Genomic DNA, 22,214 nt, shown 5'->3' with positions numbered 1-22,214 from the left:
TCGCCTCTTAAATCAGCTTACTTCAGCTGATCTTCCCAATCCAAGGTCTCGAACCAGTAGTGGTAGCGTTCCTGGAGCCAGCCTTCGGAATCGACCACGCGAATCCAGTTGTCGAAGTAGTTGAGGGTGTCCACGTCGCCCTTGCGGATGGCAAAGGCGTTGGGCTCCTTGGTAAAGGTGCCTTTGAGGGGCAGATAGAGCTTTTTGGCGTGGAGCACGGCCATTTTTTCGGGCAGGGGCGCGGAAGCGACCATGGCGTCGGCCCGACCGTTCAGCAGCTCCTGAATGGCCTGGGTTTCCTCTTCAAAGAGGCGCAAGGTGGCCTTGGGCATGTACTTCTTGGCGGCCTTGGCAGCGGAAGTACCCAGACGGGCCGATATAACCACGTCGGGATTGTTGAAGGCCTCGATGGTGTTCTTGGCTCCGGCCTTGGCGCGGTTGGCCACAATGGACATGCCTGTCCAGTTGTAGGGAATGGTGAAGTTGACCTTGGCGTTGCGGTCCGGGCGTATGCCCATGCCGCCGATGATGACGTCGAACTTGCCGGTGAGCAGTGCGGGGATGATGCCCGACCATTTGGTAGGCACAAACTCGATTTTCACGCCCATGTCTTTGGCAAGACGGGTGGCGACGTCGATTTCAAAGCCGATGAACTTGCCGTTCTTGTCCTTCATTGCCCAGGGTACAAAGGTGGAAAAACCGACCTTGAGCGTACCGCGCTGAAAGATCTGTTCAATGGTGCTTTCTTGTACCAGTTCCTGCTGCAGGGACTTGGCGGAAGCAATACTGACCGTAAAAAGCAGGGCGACGAGCGCCACGGTGCAGATAAGAATGTTGCGACGCATGGGGGAACCTCCGTTGGGTCACAGTATCTGGCTCAGAAAGAGCCGGGTCCGGTCCTGTTCCGGGTTGTCGAAAAAACAGTCGGCCGTGGCCTGTTCCACAATCCGTCCGTTCTCCATAAACACTATGCGGTCTCCGGCCTCGCGGGCAAAGCCCATCTCGTGGGTCACCACGACCATGGTCATGCCTTCTCCGGCCAGGGTTTTCATCACGTCCAGCACTTCGCCGATGGTTTCCGGGTCCAGCGCGCTGGTGGCTTCGTCAAAGAGCATCACCTTGGGCCGCATGGCCAGGGCGCGGGCAATGGCGACGCGCTGCTGCTGGCCGCCGGAAAGATGGTTGGGAAAAGTATCTGCCTTGTCCAGCAGCCCGACCTTGTCCAACAGTTCCTCTGTGGTGGCCGAGGCCTCTTCCTTGCTCTTCTTGCGCACCAGAATCTGGGCCAGATCGATGTTCTGGCGCACGGTCTTGTGCGGAAACAGGTTGAAGTGCTGAAAGACCATGCCCACTTCCTGGCGGATTTCCAGGCGGTTGGCCTTGTTGTCGTCCAGGGGCACGCCGTCGATGACAATGGAGCCGGAATCGACCTCTTCCAGCCCGATAAGACAGCGCAAAAAGGTGGACTTGCCCGAACCGGACGGCCCGATGATGACGACCACCTCGCTGCGGTCCACGCTCAGGGAAAAATCTTCCAGCGCAAGCACGCCGCTCTCAAAGGTCTTTTGCAGATGTTCAGCCACTATGATGGGGCTGTTCGTTTCGGCGTTATCGTTGGTATTCATAGTATAGTATTTCAGGCGGGTGCGCCCAGTTTGCGGTCCAGCATGTTGACGGCCAGGGACATGGCCGTGGTCAGTACAAGATATATTGCGGCCACGGTGAACCAGACCTCGAAAGTGAGAAATGTTTCGGAAACAATCACCTGCCCCTGCATGGTCAGATCGTAGATGGCAATGGTGGAGACCAGGGCCGAGTCCTTTACCAGGGAAACGGCAATGCTGGTCAGGGGCGGGATGATGCGCTTTATGGCCTGGGGCAGAATGATATGGCGATAGGCCTGAAACGTGGTGAGCCCCAAACTGTGGCAGGCCTCCCACTGGCCCTTGTCCACGGAAACGATTCCGGCCCGGAATATCTCCGAGGCATAGGCGCCCTCGAACAGGCTCAGCGCCAGCACGGCCGAGGTGAAACGGCCGATGTCCAGCACGGGCGCGAGCACGAAATACATGAAAAAGATCTGGATAAGCAGCGGCGTGTTGCGGATGGTTTCCAGGTACACGCGGGCCACCAGCCGGGCCACATAGGATGGGGAGAGCCGGAAAACCGCGGTGGTAAGGCCTATGACAAAGGCCAGGATAAGGCTTATCCAGGTGACGTTGAGGGTGACGGCCAGCCCGTCCAGCAAAGGACCGGCAAGGAAGTGGCCGTCTTCCATGGTGAAAAGATAGCGCGGCACGCGGTACCACTGCCACGGGTACTCGATGCGGCCCGAGGCATATACGGCCAGCACGACCAGAAGCAGTGAAAAGGCCAAAAAGCGGATGATATCTGTGAGGGGGCGCTGTCTGTTTTTCATGGAGCAGCCGTTTTAGGAGTAGGACGTTGCAATACAGTTTGCAGTGTACACATTTTTTCCGGAAATGAAAGTTGCCGCGCCTTGCAGCCGCAATCATAGACACATGCATGGACAATACGTATACGCCCGCGTAAAATGAGGGTTACGGCATGTTTTCCATTGGCCCGCAACGCGCATCCGCACAAACGAGTACACCATGCCACAACAATATGGCGAAGTCGTCTACGGTCCGGCAGACCACCCGCCTTTGAGGCAGACCCTGGTGCGTGCCTTCCTGCACGTGCTTCTGGTGTACGGCGGCATTGCCCTCATCCCGGTGATGATAGGCCGGGTGCACAACGTGCCTGCCGCGCAAATAACCTTTGTAACCTTTACCACGGCCCTGTGCTGCGCCCTTTCCATTGTGCTGCAGGCCCTGCGCATCGGTCCGTTCGGCTCCGGCCATGTGCTGTTCATGGGTACCTCGGGCGCGTACCTTTCCTCGGCCTCCATGGCCGTGGGCATGGGCGGTTTTCCCCTCATGGCGGGCATGGTGCTGCTGGCCGCGCCCTTCCAATTCCTTTTCGGCTACTTTTTCCACTTTCTGCGCAAAATCGTCACCCCCCAGGTGGGCGGCGTGGTCATCATGCTGGCCGTGGTGGGCATGCTCAAACACGCCATGAGCACATGGACGGGCCAGAGCACCGACCCGCTGTGCGGGTCGCCCGCCTACATGCTGGTGGGGCTGGTCACTGCCGCCACCATTCTTTTGCAGGAATTCTTCGGCGGCAAGCGGCTGCGCATGTGGTGCATCCCCATAGGCATCATCGCGGGCTACATCACCTCGGGAATGTTCGGCATTCTGAAGCTGAACGATGTAATCAGCGAGCCGTTTTTCGGGCTGCCGTCCGGCCACTGGCCCGGAGTGGAGTTCTCCATGTCCAGCGACCATCTGGTGCTCTACCTCACCTTTGTGGTCGCCACCCTGGCCGAATCCATCAAATACACGGGCGATTCCATGGCCGTGCAGCGCGTTTCCCGGCCAAATATCAAAAAGACGGACTACGGCTGTTTGCAGGGCGGGCTCTACGCCGACGCATTGGGCAAGGTGGCCTGCGGATTGATAGGCGCCCTCCCCAATCAGGTGCACACGCCCAACATCCCCATGCTGCAGATGACCGGCTCGGCCTCGCGCCGGGTGGCCTATTTCGGCGCTGCCATCATTGTTCTGCTGGCGCTCAGCCCCAAGTTCACGGCCCTGACCGTGGACATGCCCGCGCCCGTGCTGGGCGCCACGGGCGTTATTCTGGTGTGCCATCTGTTTGCCACGGGCATGAAGATGGCGGCGGGCGATTCCCTGAATTTCAAGTCGGGGCTGATGATCGGCCTTTCCCTGTGCGCGGGAATCGTCACCCAATACGGCCTGTTCTTCCCCAACCTCATTCCCGACTACCTGCGCCCCTTCGCCACCAACGGCGCGGCCGTGGGCGGCATGTGCGCCTTTTTCCTGAGCGCCCTGATGCGCCTGGACTTCCGCCGCCGCCATGTGTTCAAGGGCAGGGCCGAACTCGACATGCTGCCCGGACTGGTTGCGGTAACCGACAAAGCCGCCGAAGACTTCGCCCTTTCCGAACGGGCCGCCTCGTTTCTCACCCTGGCCTGCGAAGAGGTCTTCATGCACTTCATCGAAACCGCAGAACGCGCCTCCTCCCCCGTGGTCACCATCACCATCCGGCGCGGCAACGGCAGGCTGGATATTATTGCGGAATGCGGGGCCACAGCCGCGGACATGGACGAAACCCTGGCCACGGCAATACGCAGGGCGCGGCTGAATGTGGAACCCAAGGCACTGGGGCTGTACCTGCTGGCCAAGGTTGCGGGCAATGTGAGCCAGGCCGCCATTTCCGGCAGAACCTACATAGAATTCACCCTTCCGATTCGATAACCGCATGGATTCCGCGCCTTGCAGGGACCTTCGTAAAACGCTATTGAGTGCGCATGCAGCAAGCTACGACCAATATTCAGGATATACAGGACGGACAGACCATAGACGGACTTTATGCCGTTGCCGACGCCCGACAGGCCGAATCCCGCAACGGCCCATATTGGAACCTTACCCTGCGCGACGCCACGGGCAGCGTGGGAGCAAAAATATGGAGTCCGCTCAGCCTGAGCGTGCCGCCCCTGCTTGGCGGCATGATCGTGAGCGTAAACGCCAAGGCCGGGACCTACCGCGACCAATTGCAGCTGACGGTGAACAGCCTGGACGTCTTTGACGGCGACCCGGACCCGGCAATGCTTTCCAAGCTGGTGCCCATAAGCGACCCGCCACCGGACGAACTTCTGGAGCAGCTGGAAGACCTGCTGCGCGAACATCTCCAACACAAACCGTGGAAGACGTTGTGCTTCAAGGTTCTGGGCGACGAGGAAATCCGCGCCAAGCTGCTGGCCGCGCCGGGTGCCAAGGCCATTCACCACGCCTATGTGGGCGGCCTGCTGGAACACACCCTGGCCGTTACCCGGGTAAGCCTGGAGCTGGCCAAACTCTACCCCGACCTGGACCGCGACGTGCTGCTTACGGCCGCCGCCTTTCACGACCTGGGCAAGGCCTGGGAACTCACGGGCGGATTGGAACAGGACTTTACCGACCAGGGCCGCCTGCTGGGACATATCCAGATAGGGCTGGAAGTGCTTACCCCGTTTCTGAACAAATCCAAAAGCCTGGGTCCGGAACTGGCCCTGCACCTCAAGCATTGCATTCTGGCCCACCACGGAGAGCTGGCCTTTGGTTCGCCCAAGCGTCCCAAGACCTCGGAAGCCCTCATCCTGCACTTTGCGGATATGATCGATTCCAAGCTCAAGACCTACAATGAATCCTTTGCCGACGACGCCGAACAGGGCGACTGGTCACCCTATGTCCGGTCCATGGAGCGTTTTCTCTTCAAACCCCAGAAGACTCCCGGCAACGACACCGAACGCAAGCAAACCAAAGGACCCAGCCAATGTTTGTTACCTTTGAAGGGATAGAAGGCACCGGCAAGACCACCCAGATAAAAAAAGCCATGGACTACCTGGCTTCCAAAGGCCGGGAATGTGTCCTTACGTTGGAACCCGGCGGCAGCCGTCTGGGCCAGCATTTGCGCTCCATCCTGCTGCACATGGAAAGCCGCGACCTGACCGGCGAAACAGAACTTTTCCTGTACCTGGCAGACCGCGCCCAACATGTGGCAACCGTGGTTTGCCCGGCCCTGGACAAGGGCAAATGCGTCATCTCGGACCGCTTTGCCGACTCCACCGTGGTCTACCAAGGCTACGGACGCGGGCTGGACCCCAAGCTGCTGCACCAGCTCAACGAAGTGGCTGTGGCCGGAACCTGGCCCGACCTGACCATTTTGCTGGATCTGGACCCGGAAATCGGCCTGCGCCGGGCTCTGGCGCGCAATGCAGCAGAGTGTAAGTCACGCGAGGAAGGCCGCTTTGAAGCCGAGGCCATGGACTTCCACAAGCGCATCCGCGAAGGCTACCTTACCTGGGCCGGATTGCACCATGACCGCTTCCGCGTGGTTGATGCCGCACAGACGCCCGACGAGGTTTTCGCTCAAATTAAACCGCATTTGGATGCTTTTCTCGAAAAATAGCGAATCAGCAGAAAGCCCAATTAAGCAGGCTGCAGGATTGGGTTTAACGAATTATGAAAACTTGTGCCGGACCGGAACATTGCTTCCGGTCCGGCTTTTTTATTACCTTATTCTAAATCCATTCCCGCACTGGTCCAGGCAAACACACCGCCCGCCAGGGAGCTGACATTGCAGCAGTGGTTCTGCTGTAAACTGCTGGCCACAATGTTGGACCGATAGCCCGACCCGCAGTAGACCACCACATTTTCGTGCGGCGCAATATCCAGCCCGTTGTCCAGCACATCGGCCAGGGAGTGGTGTTCGGCGCCCTTGATGATGCCGCCCTTCAACTCTGCCGGGGTGCGTACGTCCACCAGACGGATATTGCCGCTCTTGAGCCGTTCGGCCAGATCGACCACCGAAACCTGGGGCAGGCTGCGCACGGGCCTGCCGCTGAAAACCCACGACTGCATGCCGCCCAGCAAATACCCGTACACATCGTCGTAGCCGATGCGGTGCAGGATGGTGGTCATGCGTTCGTAGTCCTCGGTGCCGTTGACCACCAGCAGGAGGTGCGAGCCCGGCTCCACCACCATGCCCACCCAGTTGGCGATCTGCTTTTCGAAGCCGATGGACAGGCTGCCGGGAATATGCATGCCACCAAAGGCCGCGGCGTCGCGCGTATCGATGACCACGGCACCCGCTTCAATCTCCTGCGCGAACCGGTCCGGGTTCATGGCCTGGTCCACAGGACAGCGGACCAGCAGGGGCGCGCCCTTCAAGTTGGTGTTGATGATGTGGCTGAAACTTTTGGGCCGCGCGGGAAACTCGGCCATGACCGAGGCCTTGAAGGAATCGAAATCCGCGAACCGCAACATGGGGTTGGCGTGCCGCTCGTAGCCCAGGGTCGAGCTCCCCTTGGAGCTCATGCCCTTGCCGCACAGCGATCCCTGGCCGTGCGCAGGAAAAACTTCCAGATGGTCCGGATATTTTGCCAGCTTGTTGTAGAGGCTGTCGTAAAGGTTGGCCACCTGCTCGTCCAGAATTTCCGCTCCAGGCAGGTCGGGCCGTCCGATGTCGCCCACAAACAGCAGGTCGCCGGTGAGAATCATCCAAGGGTCCTGGCTGCGCATGGTGTCTGTCACCAGCAGCGAGACCGAGTTGGGCGTGTGGCCCGGCGTATGGATCACTTCCATGCGGGCACTGCCAAAAGTGTAGACGTCCCCTTCCTTGAGTGGCGTATGCGGGTAGTCCACAGGCGCACTCTCGTGGATGTGGATTTGTGCGCCGGTTTGCGAACGAAGTTCCTGATCTCCTGAAATATGGTCGGCATGGACGTGGGTATTGAATATATGGGTTATTTTCATGCCCTCTTCACGGGCAATATCCAAATAATCGCGCACGTCGCGTTTGGGGTCCACCACGGCCATGATTTTGGCTGCGGGGCAGCCGATGACGTACGAGTAACATCCCATGCCAGGAACCATGATCTGCTTGAAAAACACGGGTACACCTCCAGCGTTTCAATTTCCGTTGTCAGGTCACCATGCCACAAATAAGAATTATTTGTAAGTACAAACTCCCTTAAATAAACAGAAGCAGGCTCAATGCCATGAGCCCCATTCCCCCGATAAGCCCATAGATGCACAGATGATGCTCCCCGTACTCCTCGGCTGCAGGCAAAAGCTCGTCTAAGGAAATGAAGACCATGATGCCGGCCACTCCGGCAAACAGAATGCCGAAAACAGTGTCGTTGAGAAAAGGCATGAGCAGCCCGAAGCCAACCAGCGCCCCCACCGGCTCGGCAAGGCCGGAAAGAAAGGAATAGTAGAAGGCTTTTTTCCGGTCCCCGGTTGCATAGTAGATGGGAACGGACACGGCGATGCCTTCGGGCACGTTATGGATGGCGATGGCTACGGCAATGGCGATGCCAAGGGAGGGGTCGGTAAGGGCGGCGGTAAACGTAGCCAGACCTTCGGGAAAGTTGTGTATGCCAATGGCAATGGCCGTGAACATGCCCATGCGGTAGAGCTTGCCGCTATCCGTGGTGCAGGGTTCCAGCTTGCATTGCATTTCCTCCACCCGGTGCACCTCGTGCGGGTTCTCGAACGAAGGCACGAACTTGTCGATGATGGCAATGAGCCCGATGCCTCCAAAAAACGAAAGAACCGTGGCCCAGGAACCGGGACCATGGCCCAGCGATGCTTCCAGATAGGTCCGGGCTTTGACCAGGATTTCCACGAACGAGACGTAAATCATGACCCCGGCGGAAAACCCCAGGGACAACGCCAGAAACTTGGTGTTGGTTTCCTTGGCGAAAAAGGCCAGGGCACTGCCCACGCCGGTGGCAAGTCCGGCCAGAACGGTCAGCCCGAAGGCCGTGAGTATGACGCTCGTTTCCACTTCAGCTCCCCATATATTCGCGGGTCCGGTGCAGGTGCCCTATGGTTTCCGGTGCGATGTGCAAGAGTTCGGCGGCGCGGCAGTCCAGGGCGTAGGCGTCTGCCGAAGCCAGGAGCAGGCCGTACGGTTCGACCCGTCCCCCCAGGTGGTATTCGACCATGCCCACGGTCGCGTCCATTATGGTGAAATCCGGCAGGATGTGCCGGTTGAGGTCGCGCAGGGACTCGTGCATTTGCAGATGAAAGACGGACTTTTTCCAATAGCCTCCGCGCCCGGAATAATGGTCGGGCGGGGCAAAGCCCATCATGTTCTTGAGCGTCCCGGTTATGCCCGCATACGAGTGGCGCTTGAGCACGGGCAAAGAGATCAGGCAATGGCTGAAAGCCGCCTCGGGCAGGTGCATGGTGGGAAAGACCTCATGGTCCGGGGTCTTGCGCTCCACCACCGGGGCCTGGTTCAGGTCCAGCAGTTCCGCGCCGGTTTGTTCGGCCAGTTCCCGGTAGCCAAGCATGCCGAAGACAGCGCCTGTTTCCATGTGCGGATCACCGCAGCCCTCGGCTATTATGATGCGGGCATGGGGAATCCGTGCGTGGATATAGTCGATAACCGCCCGGCAAAGCTGCGGGGGCGTTGTTACGGGAGGTGGCGAGCTGTTCACCAGGTTGGGCTTGAGCAGAAAACTCCCGTGCCCGGCCAGGACGTTGGCAGCGCCTGCCGCGTCCATGGCCAGGGCCACACTTTGCCCATAACTTTCAAAGGGTATTTCCGCCACCTCCGCAAGCCCCGGTCCAGGGGGCTGCACATTGCCGCGTCGGGAACATGACTTCATCATGCGCCAAGCTTACGCCACGGTCACGCCTCCGTCCAGATAGACGTCCTGCACGGCGTGCAGCAACTCCACGCCTTCGGCCATCGGACGCTGAAAGGCTTTGCGCCCCAAAATGAGGCCCATGCCGCCTGCCCGCTTGTTGATGACCGCAGTGCGCACGGCCTCGCGCAGATCGTTATCGCCCGATCCGCCGCCGGAGTTGATCAGCCCGGCGCGGCCCATGTAGCAGTTCACCACCTGCCAGCGGCACAGATCTATGGGGTGGTCGCTGCACAGCTCGCTGTATACGCGCGGGTCGGTCTTGCCAAAGCCAATGGCCGTAAAACCGCCGTTGTTCAGGGGAAGCTTCTGTTTCACGATGTCGGCTTCCACGGTTGCTGCCAGATGGTTGGCCTGCCCCGTAAGGTCGGCGGCCGCGTGGTAGTCGGTGCCATCCTTCTTGAAGGCCGGGTTGCGCAGATAGGCCCACAGGATGGTCGCCAGCCCGTACTCGTGCGCATACTGAAAAGCGGTTGCCACCTCGCGCAGCTGACGGGAGCACTCGGCCGCGCCGAAATAGACCGTGGCGCCAACAGCCACGGCGCCCATGTCGAAGGCCTGCTTGACGCTGGCGAACAGAATCTGGTCCCACTTGTTGGGATAGGTCATCAGCTCGTTATGGTTGATCTTGAGCACAAAGGGAATTCTGTGCGCGTACTTGCGGCTCATTCCGCCAAGCACGCCCAGGGTGGAGGCCACGGCACTGCTGCCGCCTTCCAGCCCCAGCTGGATGATGTTTTCCGGATCAAAGTAATCAGGATTCGGGGTAAAGGACGAAGCAGCGGTATGTTCCACGCCCTGGTCCACAGGCAGAATGGAAAGGTAGCCGCTTCCGCCCAGACGTCCGTGATCGAACATATGCTGCAAGTTGCGCAGCACGTTGGGGCTGCGGTCGGATTGGACGTAGATTCTGTCCACATAATCCGGTCCGGGAAGATGGAGATTTTGCTTGGGAATTCCCGTGCAGACATGCTCGAGAAGATATTCGCCTTCGTCTCCCAAAATCGATGCAACGTCAATCATGGTTCACTCCCTTGGGGTTGTGCCCCTGTTAGCGGAATGCGGAGGAACCTGGCGGGAAAGCAGATAAAAAAATGCCACCCAAAAAAAAGCCAGGTCCCGAAGAATCAGAGATTCCTACGAAACCTAGCATAATATGTGTGAATTTCCAGCCATTTTCTTGGCCGGGAGTGCAACTGCCTACAAAGTGCGGCTGCAAAAGGGAAAAAACCTATCCCTAACCGTGCAACCCGGCGGGGACGGGGCGGAAAACCGACGCTATTCCAAACGGTCGTCCTCGGGAGTGGCCTCTGATTCGGCTGCAATGTCCTCGGCTGCGACATCCCCAGCAGCAATGTCCTCGAGCGCAATGTCCGCGCTCACAGGATCTTCTTCGGGCGAGAGCGGGACATCGGAAGCACCACCGCCGGAAAGCATGGGCGCGTTTTCATCCGTGCCATGCACCATGCGCCATATTTCGGCCATCACTTCATCCACACCCAGATTGTTCAGGGCGGACATGAACAGCACGCTGCGTCCGGTCTTTTCTGCAACCTCCCGCAACCGCTCCACCTCGGCGTCATCCATCAGGTCGAGCTTATTCACCACCTGAATCTGCTGCTTGTTGCCCAGTTCGGGATCGAACTTTTCTAGCTCTTCATTAAGCATGTCGAACCCGGCAAACGGGTCATCCAGGTCCACGTCCTCGGCAGACAGAATGTGCACCAGAAAACGGGTGCGTTCCACGTGCTTGAGAAATTTGTGGCCCAACCCAAGCCCTTCGTGCGCGCCTTCGATCAGTCCGGGGATGTCGGCAATCACTATCTGCCGCCCGAAATCGTCCTGAATGACACCAAGGTTCGGCGTCAGCGTGGTAAAGGGATAGGCCGCAATTTTGGGCTTGGCCGCACTGACTGCGGAAATGAACGTGGACTTGCCCGCATTGGGCAGGCCCAGCAGACCCACATCGGCCATTATCTTGAGCTCCAGCATGAGCACCTTTTCTTCCCCGTCCTCTCCGGGCTGGGAAAAACGGGGGGCACGCATGGTGGACGACTTGAAGTGCAGGTTGCCCTTGCCGCCGCGGCCGCCCTGGACAATGGCAACTTCCTTGTCCAAGCTGTTCAGGTCGGCAATAAGGGTCTTTTCGCCGGTTTCCTCATCCAGCTCGTAGACCAGGGTGCCCAGAGGCAATTCCAAAAACAGGTCCTTGCCTGCCCTGCCGTATTTCTGGCTGCCCTCTCCGGGGCGTCCGTTCTCGGCCCGGTAGCCCCGCTTGAGACGAAAATCGTAAAGGGTCAGCAGCTTGGGCGACACCTTGAAGATAACATCGCCGCCACGGCCGCCATCGCCGCCGTCGGGGCCGCCCTTGGGCACATACCGCTCGCGCCGGAACGACATGCAGCCGTGTCCGCCGTGTCCGGAAGCCACCTTGATTCTCGCCTCGTCGACAAAACGCATGATCTACTCCTGTATGGGACCGCAAAACGCATCTGCACGCTTTGCGAAAACAGCGCGCCCGAAAAAATTTCTTTCAGGCCGCTCACGCCATTTGGGCGTTGCATGGCGGGCAAGGCCAGCCATGTTGTAAAACACGCCTGCCGCAATCCGTTCACGGAACGTGACTGCGGCAACCGCGCGAAATTGAAGTTCAGGTCGCAGGCCGCTTCAAAAGACCAAAGCCACGGGAGCCCCGCGCCTCAGCCAGCAGCCTGAAAACAGGCGGCCACCGCCTGCCGGGTCTCTTCCAGCCAGACAGCACGCTCTGCTGCCGTGGAAGTGCACACTATACGGAACATCCTGCGGTGAAAATCCCGCACACCGCACAGGTCGAAGATGCAATCCTTCCAGATTCGTTCCAGAGGATCGCCAAAAATTTTGTTTTCCCGCTCTTCGGCCGTATTCGAGGTGTTGAGAACCAGGGCGGTACGCGCCTTGAGCAGCCCCACAGGAACGCCCTCGCCCCCGTCGCTTTCCTCAAAACGGTAGGCCACGTCCGGTCGAATCACCCTGTCCACCCAGCCTACGAGTACAGCCGGAGGCATGCCCCACCAATTGGGATGCACAATAATAAAGCCGTCCGCACGGGCCGCTTCCTCGCAATGACGGGCGACGGAGGCGTCCACGTTTCCGTCCCTGGGGATTTCCCCGGCCGGAAGCAGCGGATCAAACGCCTCGGCGTACAGGTCGTGCAGCACAACGTCGTGCCCCAGCTCCCGGCAGGTGTCGCGGGCGGCAAAAGCTACGGCATGGTTGAGACTTTTCGGGTCGGGATGCGCAAGAATAATGGAAATATGCATTTCGCTTCTCCAGGCTGCTTGCAAAGGCATGGAAACATGGTCGCTTCAAGAAACTCAGTCCTGCGCGTCTTCTGAACGCGCGTAAGCCCGAACTCTTTTCCCGGCAAGAAACCGTTGTTCGTACTGTTTTGAGCAGCCGGTCAGATTTGACACTACTGCCAATCTGACGTCCTTTCTACCTATAGTGAATCCAAAAGGCGAAGGGAAACACGAAAAGGGGTAAAGAGCAACGCTCTCTACCCCTGAATCGTCGGAATAGCGAAATATCTACGCTTCAGCAGGATCCACATGTACCCTGGTCTTGATGCGATTGTTGCGCTTGTATTTTTCAAAGCGAACAACCCCGTCAACCAGAGCGAACAAAGTGAAATCCCTGCCCAGGCCCACATTGGAACCGGGGTGAACCTTGGTGCCCAATTGGCGCACCAGGATATTTCCGGCCAGTACGCTCTGACCGCCGAAGCGTTTTACACCGCGTCGTTGTCCTTGGCTGTCGCGGCCGTTTCTGGAACTGCCGCCTGCTTTTTTATGAGCCATACTGATGCCCCCTTGAGCTACACGCTGATGGTTTTGACCTTCAACGTGGTAAGTTCCTGACGATGGCCGGTCTTCACACGGGAATCCTGACGACGGCGTTTCTTGAACACCACCACCTTGGGACCGCGCTTCTGATCAAGCACTTCGCAGGTGACCTTTGCCGTATCTACATAAGGCTGGCCGATTTTGACGTCGCCTTCGGCGTTCACGAGAAGCACCTTGTCCAAAGTCAGCTCGCTGCCAACTTCGCCATCAAGACGCTCCACGTCAAAGCGCAGGCCTTCTTCTACTCTAATCTGTTTTCCACCGGTCTCGACAATAGCAAACATATTTTTCCTCCACAAAATGGGAAGGAGATTCCTAAGCCATCTTCCGAATCCCGTCAACCTCTTTTTTAGAAAGAGTTTTCCATACCGCGCTTTTTGACCTTGCAAAAGAATTTTCAACCAAGGCGCTCAGATTTCCCGATTATGACGGCCCGGCTGCATAAACCCGGTCCCGCCCCAGCTGCTTGGCAATAAAAAGCGCCTTGCTTGCTTCCGAAAGCAACTCCACGGCATTTTCCCCGTTGCAGGGCGCCATAAAGGCAGCACCCACGCTGACCGTAACGTGTGGAGCCACATCGGAGCGGGCATGAGGAATATCCAGCTCGGCAATGCCTTTTCGGATGTCCTCGGCCATGTACACGGCCCCGGCTTCGTCCGTATCGGGCAGAATAACCGTATATTGCTGGCTCCCGAAACTGGCGAAAAAATCGCCGGGCCGCGTGAGGATGGAGCCGAGCGCACCGGTTACGGATTCCAGCATGTCGTGGGCCTGCCGCCGCCCGTACTTGCCCAGATACGCCTCGAAACGGTCCACATCAATAATAAGCGCCGCCATCAGCCGACCGTCGCGCACCGCCCTGTGCCATTCCCGTTCCAGCCGTCCTTCAAAGCTGTAGTCGCCTCTCGCTCCGGAGCCGGGAACAAGGTCCGGGGTCATGCCGTCCAATTCGCGCATCACATTTTCCGCAGGCCCGGTTTCGCGCGGCAATGTCAGGACGAAATTCGCGTTTCGCCTTCCCTGTGTGCAGGTGAGGGTGCCGCCCATGCTTTTGACCAGACGGTGGCTGAGCGGCAGTCCGGCGTATCCCCCTTCTTCAAACGGCAGAAAGATGCGGTCCGGGTCCAGCTGCACCGCTTCCTTGAGCGGATAGCGGAAGCCGACCTCGACCATGTCCAGCATGCCCGAGGCAGTAATCTCCATTGTCGTGTCCGGTGGCATGACGCCCACACCATAGGTCATAATATGAAGGAAGACCTGCCCCAAAATGTCCGGGTCCGCAAAAATGGTCGGCAAATCGCCGTCCAGGGCCAGCTCCACCCTTACCTGCGCGGCCTGCATTTCCGGGTACAGAAGGTTGGCGCATTCCGCCAGCACCCGCTGGCATAAGCAGGCCTGCCGGAAGACCCGCAATGGCCGCATGTATTCGTTGATGCGGTCGAGCAGCGCCTCCAGCCGCCGCGTCTCGCGCAGAATGATGTCGGCTTCCATGGATTCGTGCGATTGATCGCGCAGCCTGCGGGCGAACCCGCCTATGGACATGAGTGGGTTGCGGATTTCGTGGGCCATTTCCGCGGAAATAGCCCCCAGCGTCTTGAGCTTTTCGTCCTGCACCAGGGTCTGCTCCAGCATCACCCGTTCGGTGACGTCCAGAATAACCCCGTCCACCAGCTCCCCTTCTCGGGAGGCAAGGCCGGGAGTGCACGGCATGCTGCGGATAATGGCGTACACGGTATGGCCTTTTTTGTGCCGCATACGGCATTGGAACGAAAACCCTTCATCGCAGACCGGGCTTTCCCGAAGCGCGCAGGTTACCATGTCCCTGTCTTCGGGGTGGACCACACGCAGCAGCCAGCCCGGTTCGTCAATGGCCTCGTCCGGCCGGTAGCCCAGCACGGCGTAGCTTGCCCGGTTGATGAACTCCAGGCGAAAGCTGACGGTGTTCAGCGAAAAGATGATGATGGGAATGTTCTGCACCAGATGGTCGTATTGGAGCTGGGCCTGAAAGGCCAAGTCCTCCAGCCGCAACCGCTCGCGGTAGCGGCGAACGGCCATGGCCATTTCATGCCGCGAGAAGGGACGGGACAGGTAGTCGTAGGCCCCGATGCGGATGGCTTCCACCGCATCCTCAAACACACCCCGCCCGGTGATGAAGATGATGCCTGTTTGCGGCGAGCGTTGTTTGATTTCCCGGGCCAGCCCGAACCCGTTGCTGTTCTGCGCATCGACATCGATGACCGCCAGCGTGTAGGTATCCTCGCGCAGTGCGGCCAGGGCCTGGGCAGCCTCGGAAAAAACGCAGGGCACAAATCCATACTCGGCCAGCACCGGCGTTATGAGGCCGCGGTCCACGGCCTCGTCGGCCACAACCAAAGCTTTCGCCTTGCCGTACGGTGGTATGTTTTGCAGATGTTCCTGGTCCATGCCCCCCCCGAGGAATCCGGACTCTTTCTTACTTACTCTTTTAACGCAATTCAGAGCTTTTTCAATGCAAAAAAAAAATTACAAAGGAGTTCTTGTGCCCTGGTGGCGGATTCGCTCCAAAGGCCAGTCTGTCAGGCTGCCCCAAGAGATACGGAAACGAAGTGAAAAAACTCCTGGGTGTATGCGTAATCAGAAATACGAGAGGACGTGAATAGGCCAAGCAACAATGTTGCCAAACGCTTGTCGGAGCAGCTTGCGGCCTCATGCAACGGCCTCAACACAAGGAGACTGTGGGGCTGTTCAAAAAGACGGGATCCCCCAAAACCATAGGCGCGGGAGAAGAATCAGAACCACCCCTTTCTATAAAGCGAGAGGCGGCGCAAGAGGTGGCACGAGAGGAGAGCTTTGTAAAACAACGATGCCGGGGCTTCATCGGCCCCCCGGACCTGCTATTGCTTAAGCCAGTCGTTGATTTCCTGAAGCAGGCGTGAGGTCAGATTCTCTATGCGCAAATGCAAGGCATCAAGATCATTTTCACGTTCTTCCTTGATGGCCATTTCAATCTCAAGGGCGGTATTCATCAGCTCCGGCGCACACAGGGTTCCGGACATGCCTTTGAGAGAATGGGCGGACTTGGCCGCCAGCTGCGGGTCCTGTGCATACAACCCCTGCTTGAGGGCCTCGACCCGTTTGGGACCATCCTCCAAAAACAAACGCATGAGATCAGCAGCGAATTCCTTGTCGAAATCGACCCTGGTCATAAGCGCGTCGATATCGAGAACCGAAGGGGACTCGTCAGACAGATTTTCCATGCTCCACCAGCCCGGTTAGTTATTTTGAATGACTATACAATACATTAATGAATGCAAATGCCAAGCTTTTTTTAAAACTTTTACCATAAAAAAGTGTCTTCATAAAAACTTATTTAAATGACTGTTCATTTTTATATTTTTGAAAATATAGCTTCAACCGTCTCATTACATGGTCGTATCCACCCGGCCCATGTGGCTTGGTGCACCCAGTACAATCCTTCACTCCCTGCTTCGTGCGAGAGAAATCACCGCCGCAATCGCTGAAAAAGTACAAGGGGCAGAAACAAAACAGGCAGTTGAACTCGGACGGGTCCAGCCCCTTGTGGCATGGGAAATACTCGCATTCCGAATTACAAAAATAGCGATGATTATTTTTCATGGGACGGGCTATACCAAGAGGTGTAAACAAAGGAAAGAAAAACAGAAAAGAGATGCATCCCTACAATATCTACACCACATGTTATCTTCAACGAACACCATATCACAAACAGAATAAAAAAAAACTTTATAAAACAACAGTACGGTTTGTCTATATAAAAATATAGCACTCACTAATGAGGCTTTGGCGAAAGCCGAACGCCCGGCGGATACATCGTCCCCGCCGGGGCAGACTGATGTTTTATTTGAATGCCCGCAGGCGCAGCGCGTTGCCGACCACGGAAACCGAACTCATTGCCATGGCCGCTCCGGCAATCATGGGATTGAGCGTGGGCCCGCCGAAAATGTGCAGCACACCGGCCGCCACGGGGATACATATTATATTGTAGGCAAAGGCCCAGAACAGATTCTGCCGGATATTGCGCATCACCGCCCGGCTCAGCCGCAGGCCGGTAGCCACCTGCTCCACGTTGGAAGACATCAGCACCATGTCGCCGGACTCCATGGCCACGTCCACGCCCGAGCCCATGGCCATGCCCACATCGGCCAAAGCCAGGGCCGGAGCATCGTTGACTCCGTCGCCCACCATGGCGACCTTGCAGCCTTCGCCCTGCAGCCGCTCGATAACGTCGGACTTTCCATCGGGCAGCACACCGGCCACAACCTCGTCCACCCCCACGCCGTGGGCAATGGCCCGAGCCGTCACCGCGTTGTCCCCGGTCAGCATAATCACGTCCAGCCCCATCTTCTTCAGGTCGGCAACAGCTCCCGCCGCAGTGGGCTTTAGCGTATCGGCCACGGCCAGAATGGCGCACAGCTTGCCGTCCACGCCCACGTACAGCGCGGTCTTGCCCTCTTCGGCAAAGGCCGTTGCCGTGTGTTCGGTCCAGCCGCTGTCCAGCCCTTCCAGCTTTTGGGCGTCCGCATTGTCCAGGTTGCCGACGGCAATACGGCGTCCCTCGACCACGGCCTGAATGCCCCTTCCGGGTTCGGACTGAAAATCCTCGACCGGAGGCAGGGATATTTCCCTGTCCTCCGCCCCCCGCACCACGGCCTGGGCCAGGGGATGTTCGCTGGAGCGTTCCGCCGCAGCGCACAAGCGCACCACGTCGTTCTCCGTAAGGCCGCAGCCTTCGGCCACTTCCACGTTGGTCAGGGCGGGACGGCCCTCGGTGAGCGTGCCGGTCTTGTCAAAGACCACCGTGTCCACCTCTTCCGCGGTCTGCAACGCCTCGGCCGACTTGACCAGGACGCCCAGCTGGGCGCCGCGGCCCGTGCCCACCATGATGGAAGTGGGCGTTGCCAGCCCCATGGCGCAGGGGCAGGCGATGACCATGACGGAGATGAAAATGCGCAAAGCAAACGAAAGATCCGCGCTGCCGATAAAATACCAGGCCAGCCCGGAAATCAGGGCCAGCGCCATGACCGTGGGCACAAAGTAATAGCTGATGCGGTCGGCCAGATTGGCAATGGGAGCCTTGCCGCCCTGCGCCTGCTCCACCAGCCGGACAATGCCAGCCAGAACCGTGTCCTGGCCCACGCTTTGGGCGACAACGGTCAAAGCGCCCGTGTTGTTCAGCGTGCCGCCCGTCACCCGGTCGCCCACGTCCTTGGAAACCGGCATGCTCTCGCCCGTCAGCATGGACTCGTCCACGCTGGAACGTCCGTCCACAACCTCGCCGTCAATGGGAATCCGCTCTCCGGGCCGCACAAGGACCTTGTCCCCGGGCTGCAGCTCTGCGGCCGGAACCTTCTTTACCCCGTCTTCCGTAACCAGGGTGGCGGTATCCGGGGCCAGCTCCATGAGCTTGGTAATGGCGTCCGACGTACGCAGCTTGGAGCGCGCCTCAAAGTATTTGCCCAAGGAAATAAGCGCGATAAGCACGGCTGCCGATTCAAAGTACAGGTCCATGGCATGGGCCACGGGATTGCTGCCCAGCAGAATAAGCAGGGTGTTCCACAGGCTGTAGATGAGGGCCGCGCCCGTGCCCACGGCGATAAGCGAATCCATGTTCGGTCCGCGCCGCAGCAGGGCGGGAACACCGGAGATGTAAAAATTTCTGCCAGTCCAGACCACGGGCAGGGTCAGGACCACCTGGGCCAGGGCAAATGCCGCAGGGGAATGGTGCGGGTCGAGCCACTGCGGAAGTGGCATGCCCACCATGTGGCCCATGGTAAGAATAAGCAGCGGCACTGCAAAGCCGAACGCGGGAATAAGCGCCTTGCGCATGCTGTCCAGCCGCTGCAAGGCTTCTTCACGCCGTTTCTCGGCCCGTTCGGTCACGCCTTCGGCCTCGCTGCCGGTAAAGCCCAGCTTGCCGATGGCCGACAAAATCTGCTCCGTATCCAGCTTATCCGAATCGAACGTTACCGCGCCCGTTTCCGTGGCTAGGTTCACACGGGCCAGATCCACGCCGTCCAGCTTGCCCACCACGCGCTCTATGCGCGCGGAACACGCCGCGCAGTGCATTCCATCTATTTTCAATTCCAGACGCTTTTTCATGGTTACGACCTTTTGTTCATCAGAATTCGAAAATGCACAGCACCCTCGCCATGCGAGGAACACTCATCAGGGCCGTCCTTGCAAACTCGTATATTTTTCTGAATCAGCCGTAGGAACTCCATTATACGGCCAAACGCGGAAAAAGCCATCGGGCGGTTGCTGATTCCCCAAATACGTGCATAAAACCCATGCCGTTTTGAGAATTATTATCATAAGAACCCGAACCTGCAACGTCAAGGCTGGTACGGTCCGAAAGCAGCCCCTTTCCCTGTCCGGATATTGTGCAGGTGTCAGCTTTTTTTACACTTTGTAAAGACGACTGACGCATTCTTATTTTCCATGCTGCCGCGCACAGCCTGCCCGCAGAAAAAACATAGAAATCACAAGACGTTAAAAAATATGTTCTTCGATACGATTCTGGCACGGCTTTAGCAAACTTTACCATATCCACTACGGGAAATCTGGAGCAAATATGGGTAAAAGCACCTCTGTCACCGTTTTGATCGGCGACCGCAATTCGCGGATACGCGAATTTATGGGCCGAGAGTTTGCCACGGAAGGGTACCGTGTGCTGCTTGCCGGTGACGGGTGGGAGGTCTTTCGCATTTTGCGCCAGGAACCCCGGGTGGACCTCCTGGTCCTGGACCCGGACATCCCCAACAGGCATGGCGACGGACTACTGGAACGTATACGCGAGGAACATCCCGATCTGCCGATCGTGGTGCACTCCTGGCGAACGGACGAGCATCCGTTTTCTCCATCGTATGATGCGTCGGACAGCAAGGCCCCCATGGTGCTGGTCGTCAAGAACGGCAGCATGGACAGGCTGAAGGGTACGGCACAACAACTGATGGGCGGCGTGCCTGATTGGGGAGACGGGACATGACCGGCAAGGCAATGGAAAGTTATTTTGGGAATCTCATTGGGAGACGTGGGACTGTTTGGAACGTACGGAGCATGCAAATGCCCGGCACGGCGCACAAAACACGGACAAGGACCGGATTGACTGAAAGCGTTGAGCTCTTCAGAATCATGGACGAAACCGTGTTTTGCAATGTAGTATCGGTCGCAAGAAGACTGTCGAATCGGGTTTTCGGCAGTTCCGTGGTTGCGGCCCGGACCGCAAGCCGCTTTTCAGCAGGAGCTTGCGGACCACATCGGAATCGTTGTCTGTCATGGAGTGATCGGATGAACCCCAGGGTATTGCTTGTTGACGATGAAAAAGACTTCCTCGCCACCCTTGTGAAGCGTTTGGGACGCCGTCAGGTAGGGGCGGAGGCCGTGACCTCGGGCGAAGAGGGACTCGCCTTTCTGGACAAGCACGAAGTGGACGTGGTGGTACTCGACGTCCGCATGCCCGGAATGGACGGACTGAGCGTATTGCGCGAGATCAAGAGGCGATACCCCTTGGTCGAGGTCATCATGCTCAGCGGCCATGCCGACGCGCAAACCGCGGTACAGGGCATGGAAATGGGAGCGTTCGATTATCTTCTCAAGCCGACGGACATCGAAGAGATGGTCTACAAGATTGAAGATGCGCACGCCAAGAAGCGTTTGCAGGAAGAGCGTATAGAGCAGCGAAAGCGCGAAGTGCCTTCCTGATTCCGACCGTTCCTGCGGTCTCTCCGTTAAGCCGCCTCCGCGGCAGGATCAACAGGGGAGAATACCATGAACGCAGGACGAAAATTTTACCAGATGATGTATGCCTCTGCGCAGGCATACGCCAGGTGGGACCTGGAAACATCCCTGAGCATTCTCAGGAGCCGGAAACGCCTCCTGATTCTGCTTGCACTTGCGCTGCCCGCCATTCTCTTTTCCGTGGCCGTGGCAGCCGACCAACTGCCCGACATTCTGGGCGGTAAAAAAGCCTACAGCCCGGCATTCTACACTCCGGGCATCTTTCTGGTCTCCATTCTCATCGGCCTGTGCGCCGGGCTCATTACCGGCTGTATCGGCGCGGGCGGCGGATTCATCATCACCCCGGCACTGATGAGTGCAGGCATCAAGGGTATTCTGGCGGTCGGCACCGACCTCTTCCACATCTTTGCCAAGGCCATCATGGGCACCACGGTGCACAAAAAGCTGGGCAACGTCTCCGTGGGGCTGGCCGTGGCCTTTCTGGTTGGTTCGGGCATAGGGGTTACGGGCGGCGGCGTCATAAACCGCGCCCTGTACGAAGCCAACCCCGTGCTGTCCGATACCTTCATCAGCGTCATCTACGTGGTGCTGCTGGGCTTTTTGGGCATCTATGCCATGTCCGACTTTATGAAGCAGCGCAAGGCCGGTGGCGGCGGCGACGCCCACGGCGGCCCGGCAAGCAGCGGCGAAGGACTGCCCGCCAAGCTGCAGGGCATGAAGATTCCGCCCATGATCCCCTTTGACCAGGATCTGGTGCCCGGCGGCAAGAAGATATCCGGCCTGTTCGTGGCCCTGTGCGGCGCGGTGGTCGGTTTCATGGCAGCCATCATGGGCGTGGGCGGCGGCTTCCTCACCTTCCCCATGTTCGTTTACATCCTGGGCGTTTCGTCCTTCACCACCGTTGGTACGGACATCCTCCAGATCATCTTCACGGCTGGGTACGCTTCCATCACCCAGTACGCCATCTACGGTTTCATCTTCTACACCCTGGCCATGGGTATGCTGCTCGGTTCGCTCGTGGGCATCCAGGTTGGCGCGCTGACCACCAAGGTCGTTCCCGGCATCTACATCCGCGGCTTCTACGCCACGGCCATCCTTGCCGGTTTCGTAAACCGCCTGTTCGCACTGCCTGGCAAGCTCACCGAGATGGAAATTCTCAGCCTCAGCCCCGGCGTGTGCAACTTCCTCACCCAGATAGGCAACTTCGGCTTCTTCATTGCCGTGGGCTTTTTCGGCTTCTGGGTCATAGGCGCGTTTATCAAGAATCTCAGTGGACTCAAGGAGGGCTGAGC

The 22,214-nt window shown here is 58.3% G+C and carries 22 protein-coding genes; 6 read left to right on the top strand and 16 right to left on the bottom strand.

The genetic code is table 11. The features are described from left to right. Positions 1–17 precede the first annotated feature (17 nt). From ACI0FJ_RS16515 to ACI0FJ_RS16505, 3 genes are read right to left on the bottom strand one after another with little or no spacing between them, the layout of a single operon-like run. Positions 18–845: a transporter substrate-binding domain-containing protein gene (locus ACI0FJ_RS16515; protein WP_424305165.1), complete on the bottom strand. Its 828-nt coding sequence runs from the start codon at positions 843–845 to the stop codon at positions 18–20. Positions 846–863: 18 nt separating this feature from the next. Then, a complete protein-coding gene (locus ACI0FJ_RS16510; RefSeq protein WP_424305163.1) occupies positions 864–1,625 on the bottom strand; it encodes an amino acid ABC transporter ATP-binding protein in 762 nt (253 codons plus the stop codon). 11 nt (positions 1,626–1,636) lie between these two features. Continuing rightward, on the bottom strand, positions 1,637–2,419 hold the full coding sequence (locus tag ACI0FJ_RS16505; RefSeq protein ID WP_424305161.1) for an amino acid ABC transporter permease: 783 nt from the start codon (positions 2,417–2,419) through the stop codon (positions 1,637–1,639). A gap of 196 nt (positions 2,420–2,615) precedes the next feature. Between ACI0FJ_RS16505 and ACI0FJ_RS16500 the strand changes: the two genes are divergently transcribed. From ACI0FJ_RS16500 to tmk, 3 genes are read left to right on the top strand one after another with little or no spacing between them, the layout of a single operon-like run. Further along, a complete protein-coding gene (locus ACI0FJ_RS16500) occupies positions 2,616–4,343 on the top strand; it encodes a uracil-xanthine permease family protein (RefSeq protein WP_424305159.1) in 1,728 nt (575 codons plus the stop codon). Between the two features lie 53 nt (positions 4,344–4,396). Continuing rightward, positions 4,397–5,425, top strand: coding sequence for a 3'-5' exoribonuclease YhaM family protein (locus ACI0FJ_RS16495; protein ID WP_424305157.1), 1,029 nt, complete (start codon positions 4,397–4,399; stop codon positions 5,423–5,425). Beyond that, entirely contained in the window at positions 5,401–6,036 is a 636-nt protein-coding gene (gene tmk / locus ACI0FJ_RS16490) for a dTMP kinase (protein WP_424305155.1), read from the top strand. Before ACI0FJ_RS16495 ends, tmk begins: the two co-directional genes overlap by 25 nt. 107 nt (positions 6,037–6,143) lie before the next feature. On the opposite strand, the gene ACI0FJ_RS16485 is transcribed toward tmk, so the two are convergent. From ACI0FJ_RS16485 to ACI0FJ_RS16425, 13 genes are all read right to left on the bottom strand, one after another. After that, complete coding sequence (locus tag ACI0FJ_RS16485) at positions 6,144–7,520, bottom strand: MBL fold metallo-hydrolase (protein ID WP_424305153.1); 1,377 nt, start codon at positions 7,518–7,520, stop codon at positions 6,144–6,146. Positions 7,521–7,599: 79 nt separating this feature from the next. Continuing rightward, entirely contained in the window at positions 7,600–8,418 is an 819-nt protein-coding gene (gene zupT / locus ACI0FJ_RS16480; protein ID WP_424305151.1) for a zinc transporter ZupT, read from the bottom strand. A gap of 1 nt (position 8,419) precedes the next feature. After that, a complete protein-coding gene (locus tag ACI0FJ_RS16475) occupies positions 8,420–9,250 on the bottom strand; it encodes a DUF362 domain-containing protein (protein ID WP_424305149.1) in 831 nt (276 codons plus the stop codon). A 9-nt stretch (positions 9,251–9,259) separates the two neighbouring features. Next, the gene (locus ACI0FJ_RS16470) at positions 9,260–10,309 is read right to left on the bottom strand and encodes a class I fructose-bisphosphate aldolase (RefSeq protein ID WP_424305147.1); all 1,050 of its coding nucleotides are present in this window, start codon (positions 10,307–10,309) and stop codon (positions 9,260–9,262) included. Between the two features lie 255 nt (positions 10,310–10,564). Next, a complete protein-coding gene (obgE, locus tag ACI0FJ_RS16465; RefSeq protein WP_424305145.1) occupies positions 10,565–11,746 on the bottom strand; it encodes a GTPase ObgE in 1,182 nt (393 codons plus the stop codon). A 239-nt stretch (positions 11,747–11,985) separates the two neighbouring features. Further along, a complete protein-coding gene (locus tag ACI0FJ_RS16460; RefSeq protein WP_424305143.1) occupies positions 11,986–12,585 on the bottom strand; it encodes an NAD(P)H-dependent oxidoreductase in 600 nt (199 codons plus the stop codon). Between the two features lie 267 nt (positions 12,586–12,852). After that, a complete protein-coding gene (gene rpmA, locus ACI0FJ_RS16455; protein ID WP_424305141.1) occupies positions 12,853–13,122 on the bottom strand; it encodes a 50S ribosomal protein L27 in 270 nt (89 codons plus the stop codon). Between the two features lie 17 nt (positions 13,123–13,139). Next, complete coding sequence (gene rplU, locus ACI0FJ_RS16450) at positions 13,140–13,451, bottom strand: 50S ribosomal protein L21 (protein WP_424305140.1); 312 nt, start codon at positions 13,449–13,451, stop codon at positions 13,140–13,142. A 139-nt stretch (positions 13,452–13,590) separates the two neighbouring features. After that, positions 13,591–15,591 (bottom strand): diguanylate cyclase domain-containing protein, encoded by a 2,001-nt coding sequence (locus ACI0FJ_RS16445; RefSeq protein ID WP_424305138.1) that lies wholly within the window; start codon positions 15,589–15,591, stop codon positions 13,591–13,593. Positions 15,592–16,040: 449 nt separating this feature from the next. Then, a complete protein-coding gene (locus ACI0FJ_RS16440; protein WP_424305136.1) occupies positions 16,041–16,403 on the bottom strand; it encodes an Hpt domain-containing protein in 363 nt (120 codons plus the stop codon). A 109-nt stretch (positions 16,404–16,512) separates the two neighbouring features. Beyond that, positions 16,513–16,782 (bottom strand): cysteine-rich small domain-containing protein, encoded by a 270-nt coding sequence (locus tag ACI0FJ_RS16435; protein ID WP_424305134.1) that lies wholly within the window; start codon positions 16,780–16,782, stop codon positions 16,513–16,515. Between the two features lie 240 nt (positions 16,783–17,022). Then, positions 17,023–19,284, bottom strand: a complete 2,262-nt coding sequence (locus ACI0FJ_RS16430) for a heavy metal translocating P-type ATPase (protein ID WP_424305132.1) — start codon at positions 19,282–19,284, stop codon at positions 17,023–17,025. Positions 19,285–19,405: 121 nt separating this feature from the next. Continuing rightward, positions 19,406–19,729 carry a hypothetical protein gene (locus ACI0FJ_RS16425; protein ID WP_424305130.1) on the bottom strand — a complete coding sequence of 108 codons (324 nt, stop codon included), beginning with the start codon at positions 19,727–19,729 and terminating at the stop codon, positions 19,406–19,408. Between the two features lie 27 nt (positions 19,730–19,756). On the opposite strand from ACI0FJ_RS16425, the gene ACI0FJ_RS16420 reads away from it, so the two are divergent. From ACI0FJ_RS16420 to ACI0FJ_RS16410, 3 genes are all read left to right on the top strand, one after another. Beyond that, positions 19,757–20,170 carry a response regulator gene (locus tag ACI0FJ_RS16420; RefSeq protein ID WP_424305128.1) on the top strand — a complete coding sequence of 138 codons (414 nt, stop codon included), beginning with the start codon at positions 19,757–19,759 and terminating at the stop codon, positions 20,168–20,170. 302 nt (positions 20,171–20,472) lie between these two features. Continuing rightward, the gene (locus tag ACI0FJ_RS16415) at positions 20,473–20,886 is read left to right on the top strand and encodes a response regulator (protein ID WP_424305126.1); all 414 of its coding nucleotides are present in this window, start codon (positions 20,473–20,475) and stop codon (positions 20,884–20,886) included. Between the two features lie 66 nt (positions 20,887–20,952). After that, positions 20,953–22,212, top strand: a complete 1,260-nt coding sequence (locus ACI0FJ_RS16410; RefSeq protein ID WP_424305124.1) for a sulfite exporter TauE/SafE family protein — start codon at positions 20,953–20,955, stop codon at positions 22,210–22,212. The last annotated feature ends 2 nt before the right edge of the window (positions 22,213–22,214 follow it).

This window comes from Desulfovibrio sp. 7SRBS1, from assembly GCF_049723905.1.
Taxonomy (GTDB): Bacteria; Desulfobacterota; Desulfovibrionia; order Desulfovibrionales; family Desulfovibrionaceae.
The sequence above is the reverse complement of the archived record's forward strand: the minus strand, read 5'-3'. Positions and strand labels throughout refer to the sequence as shown.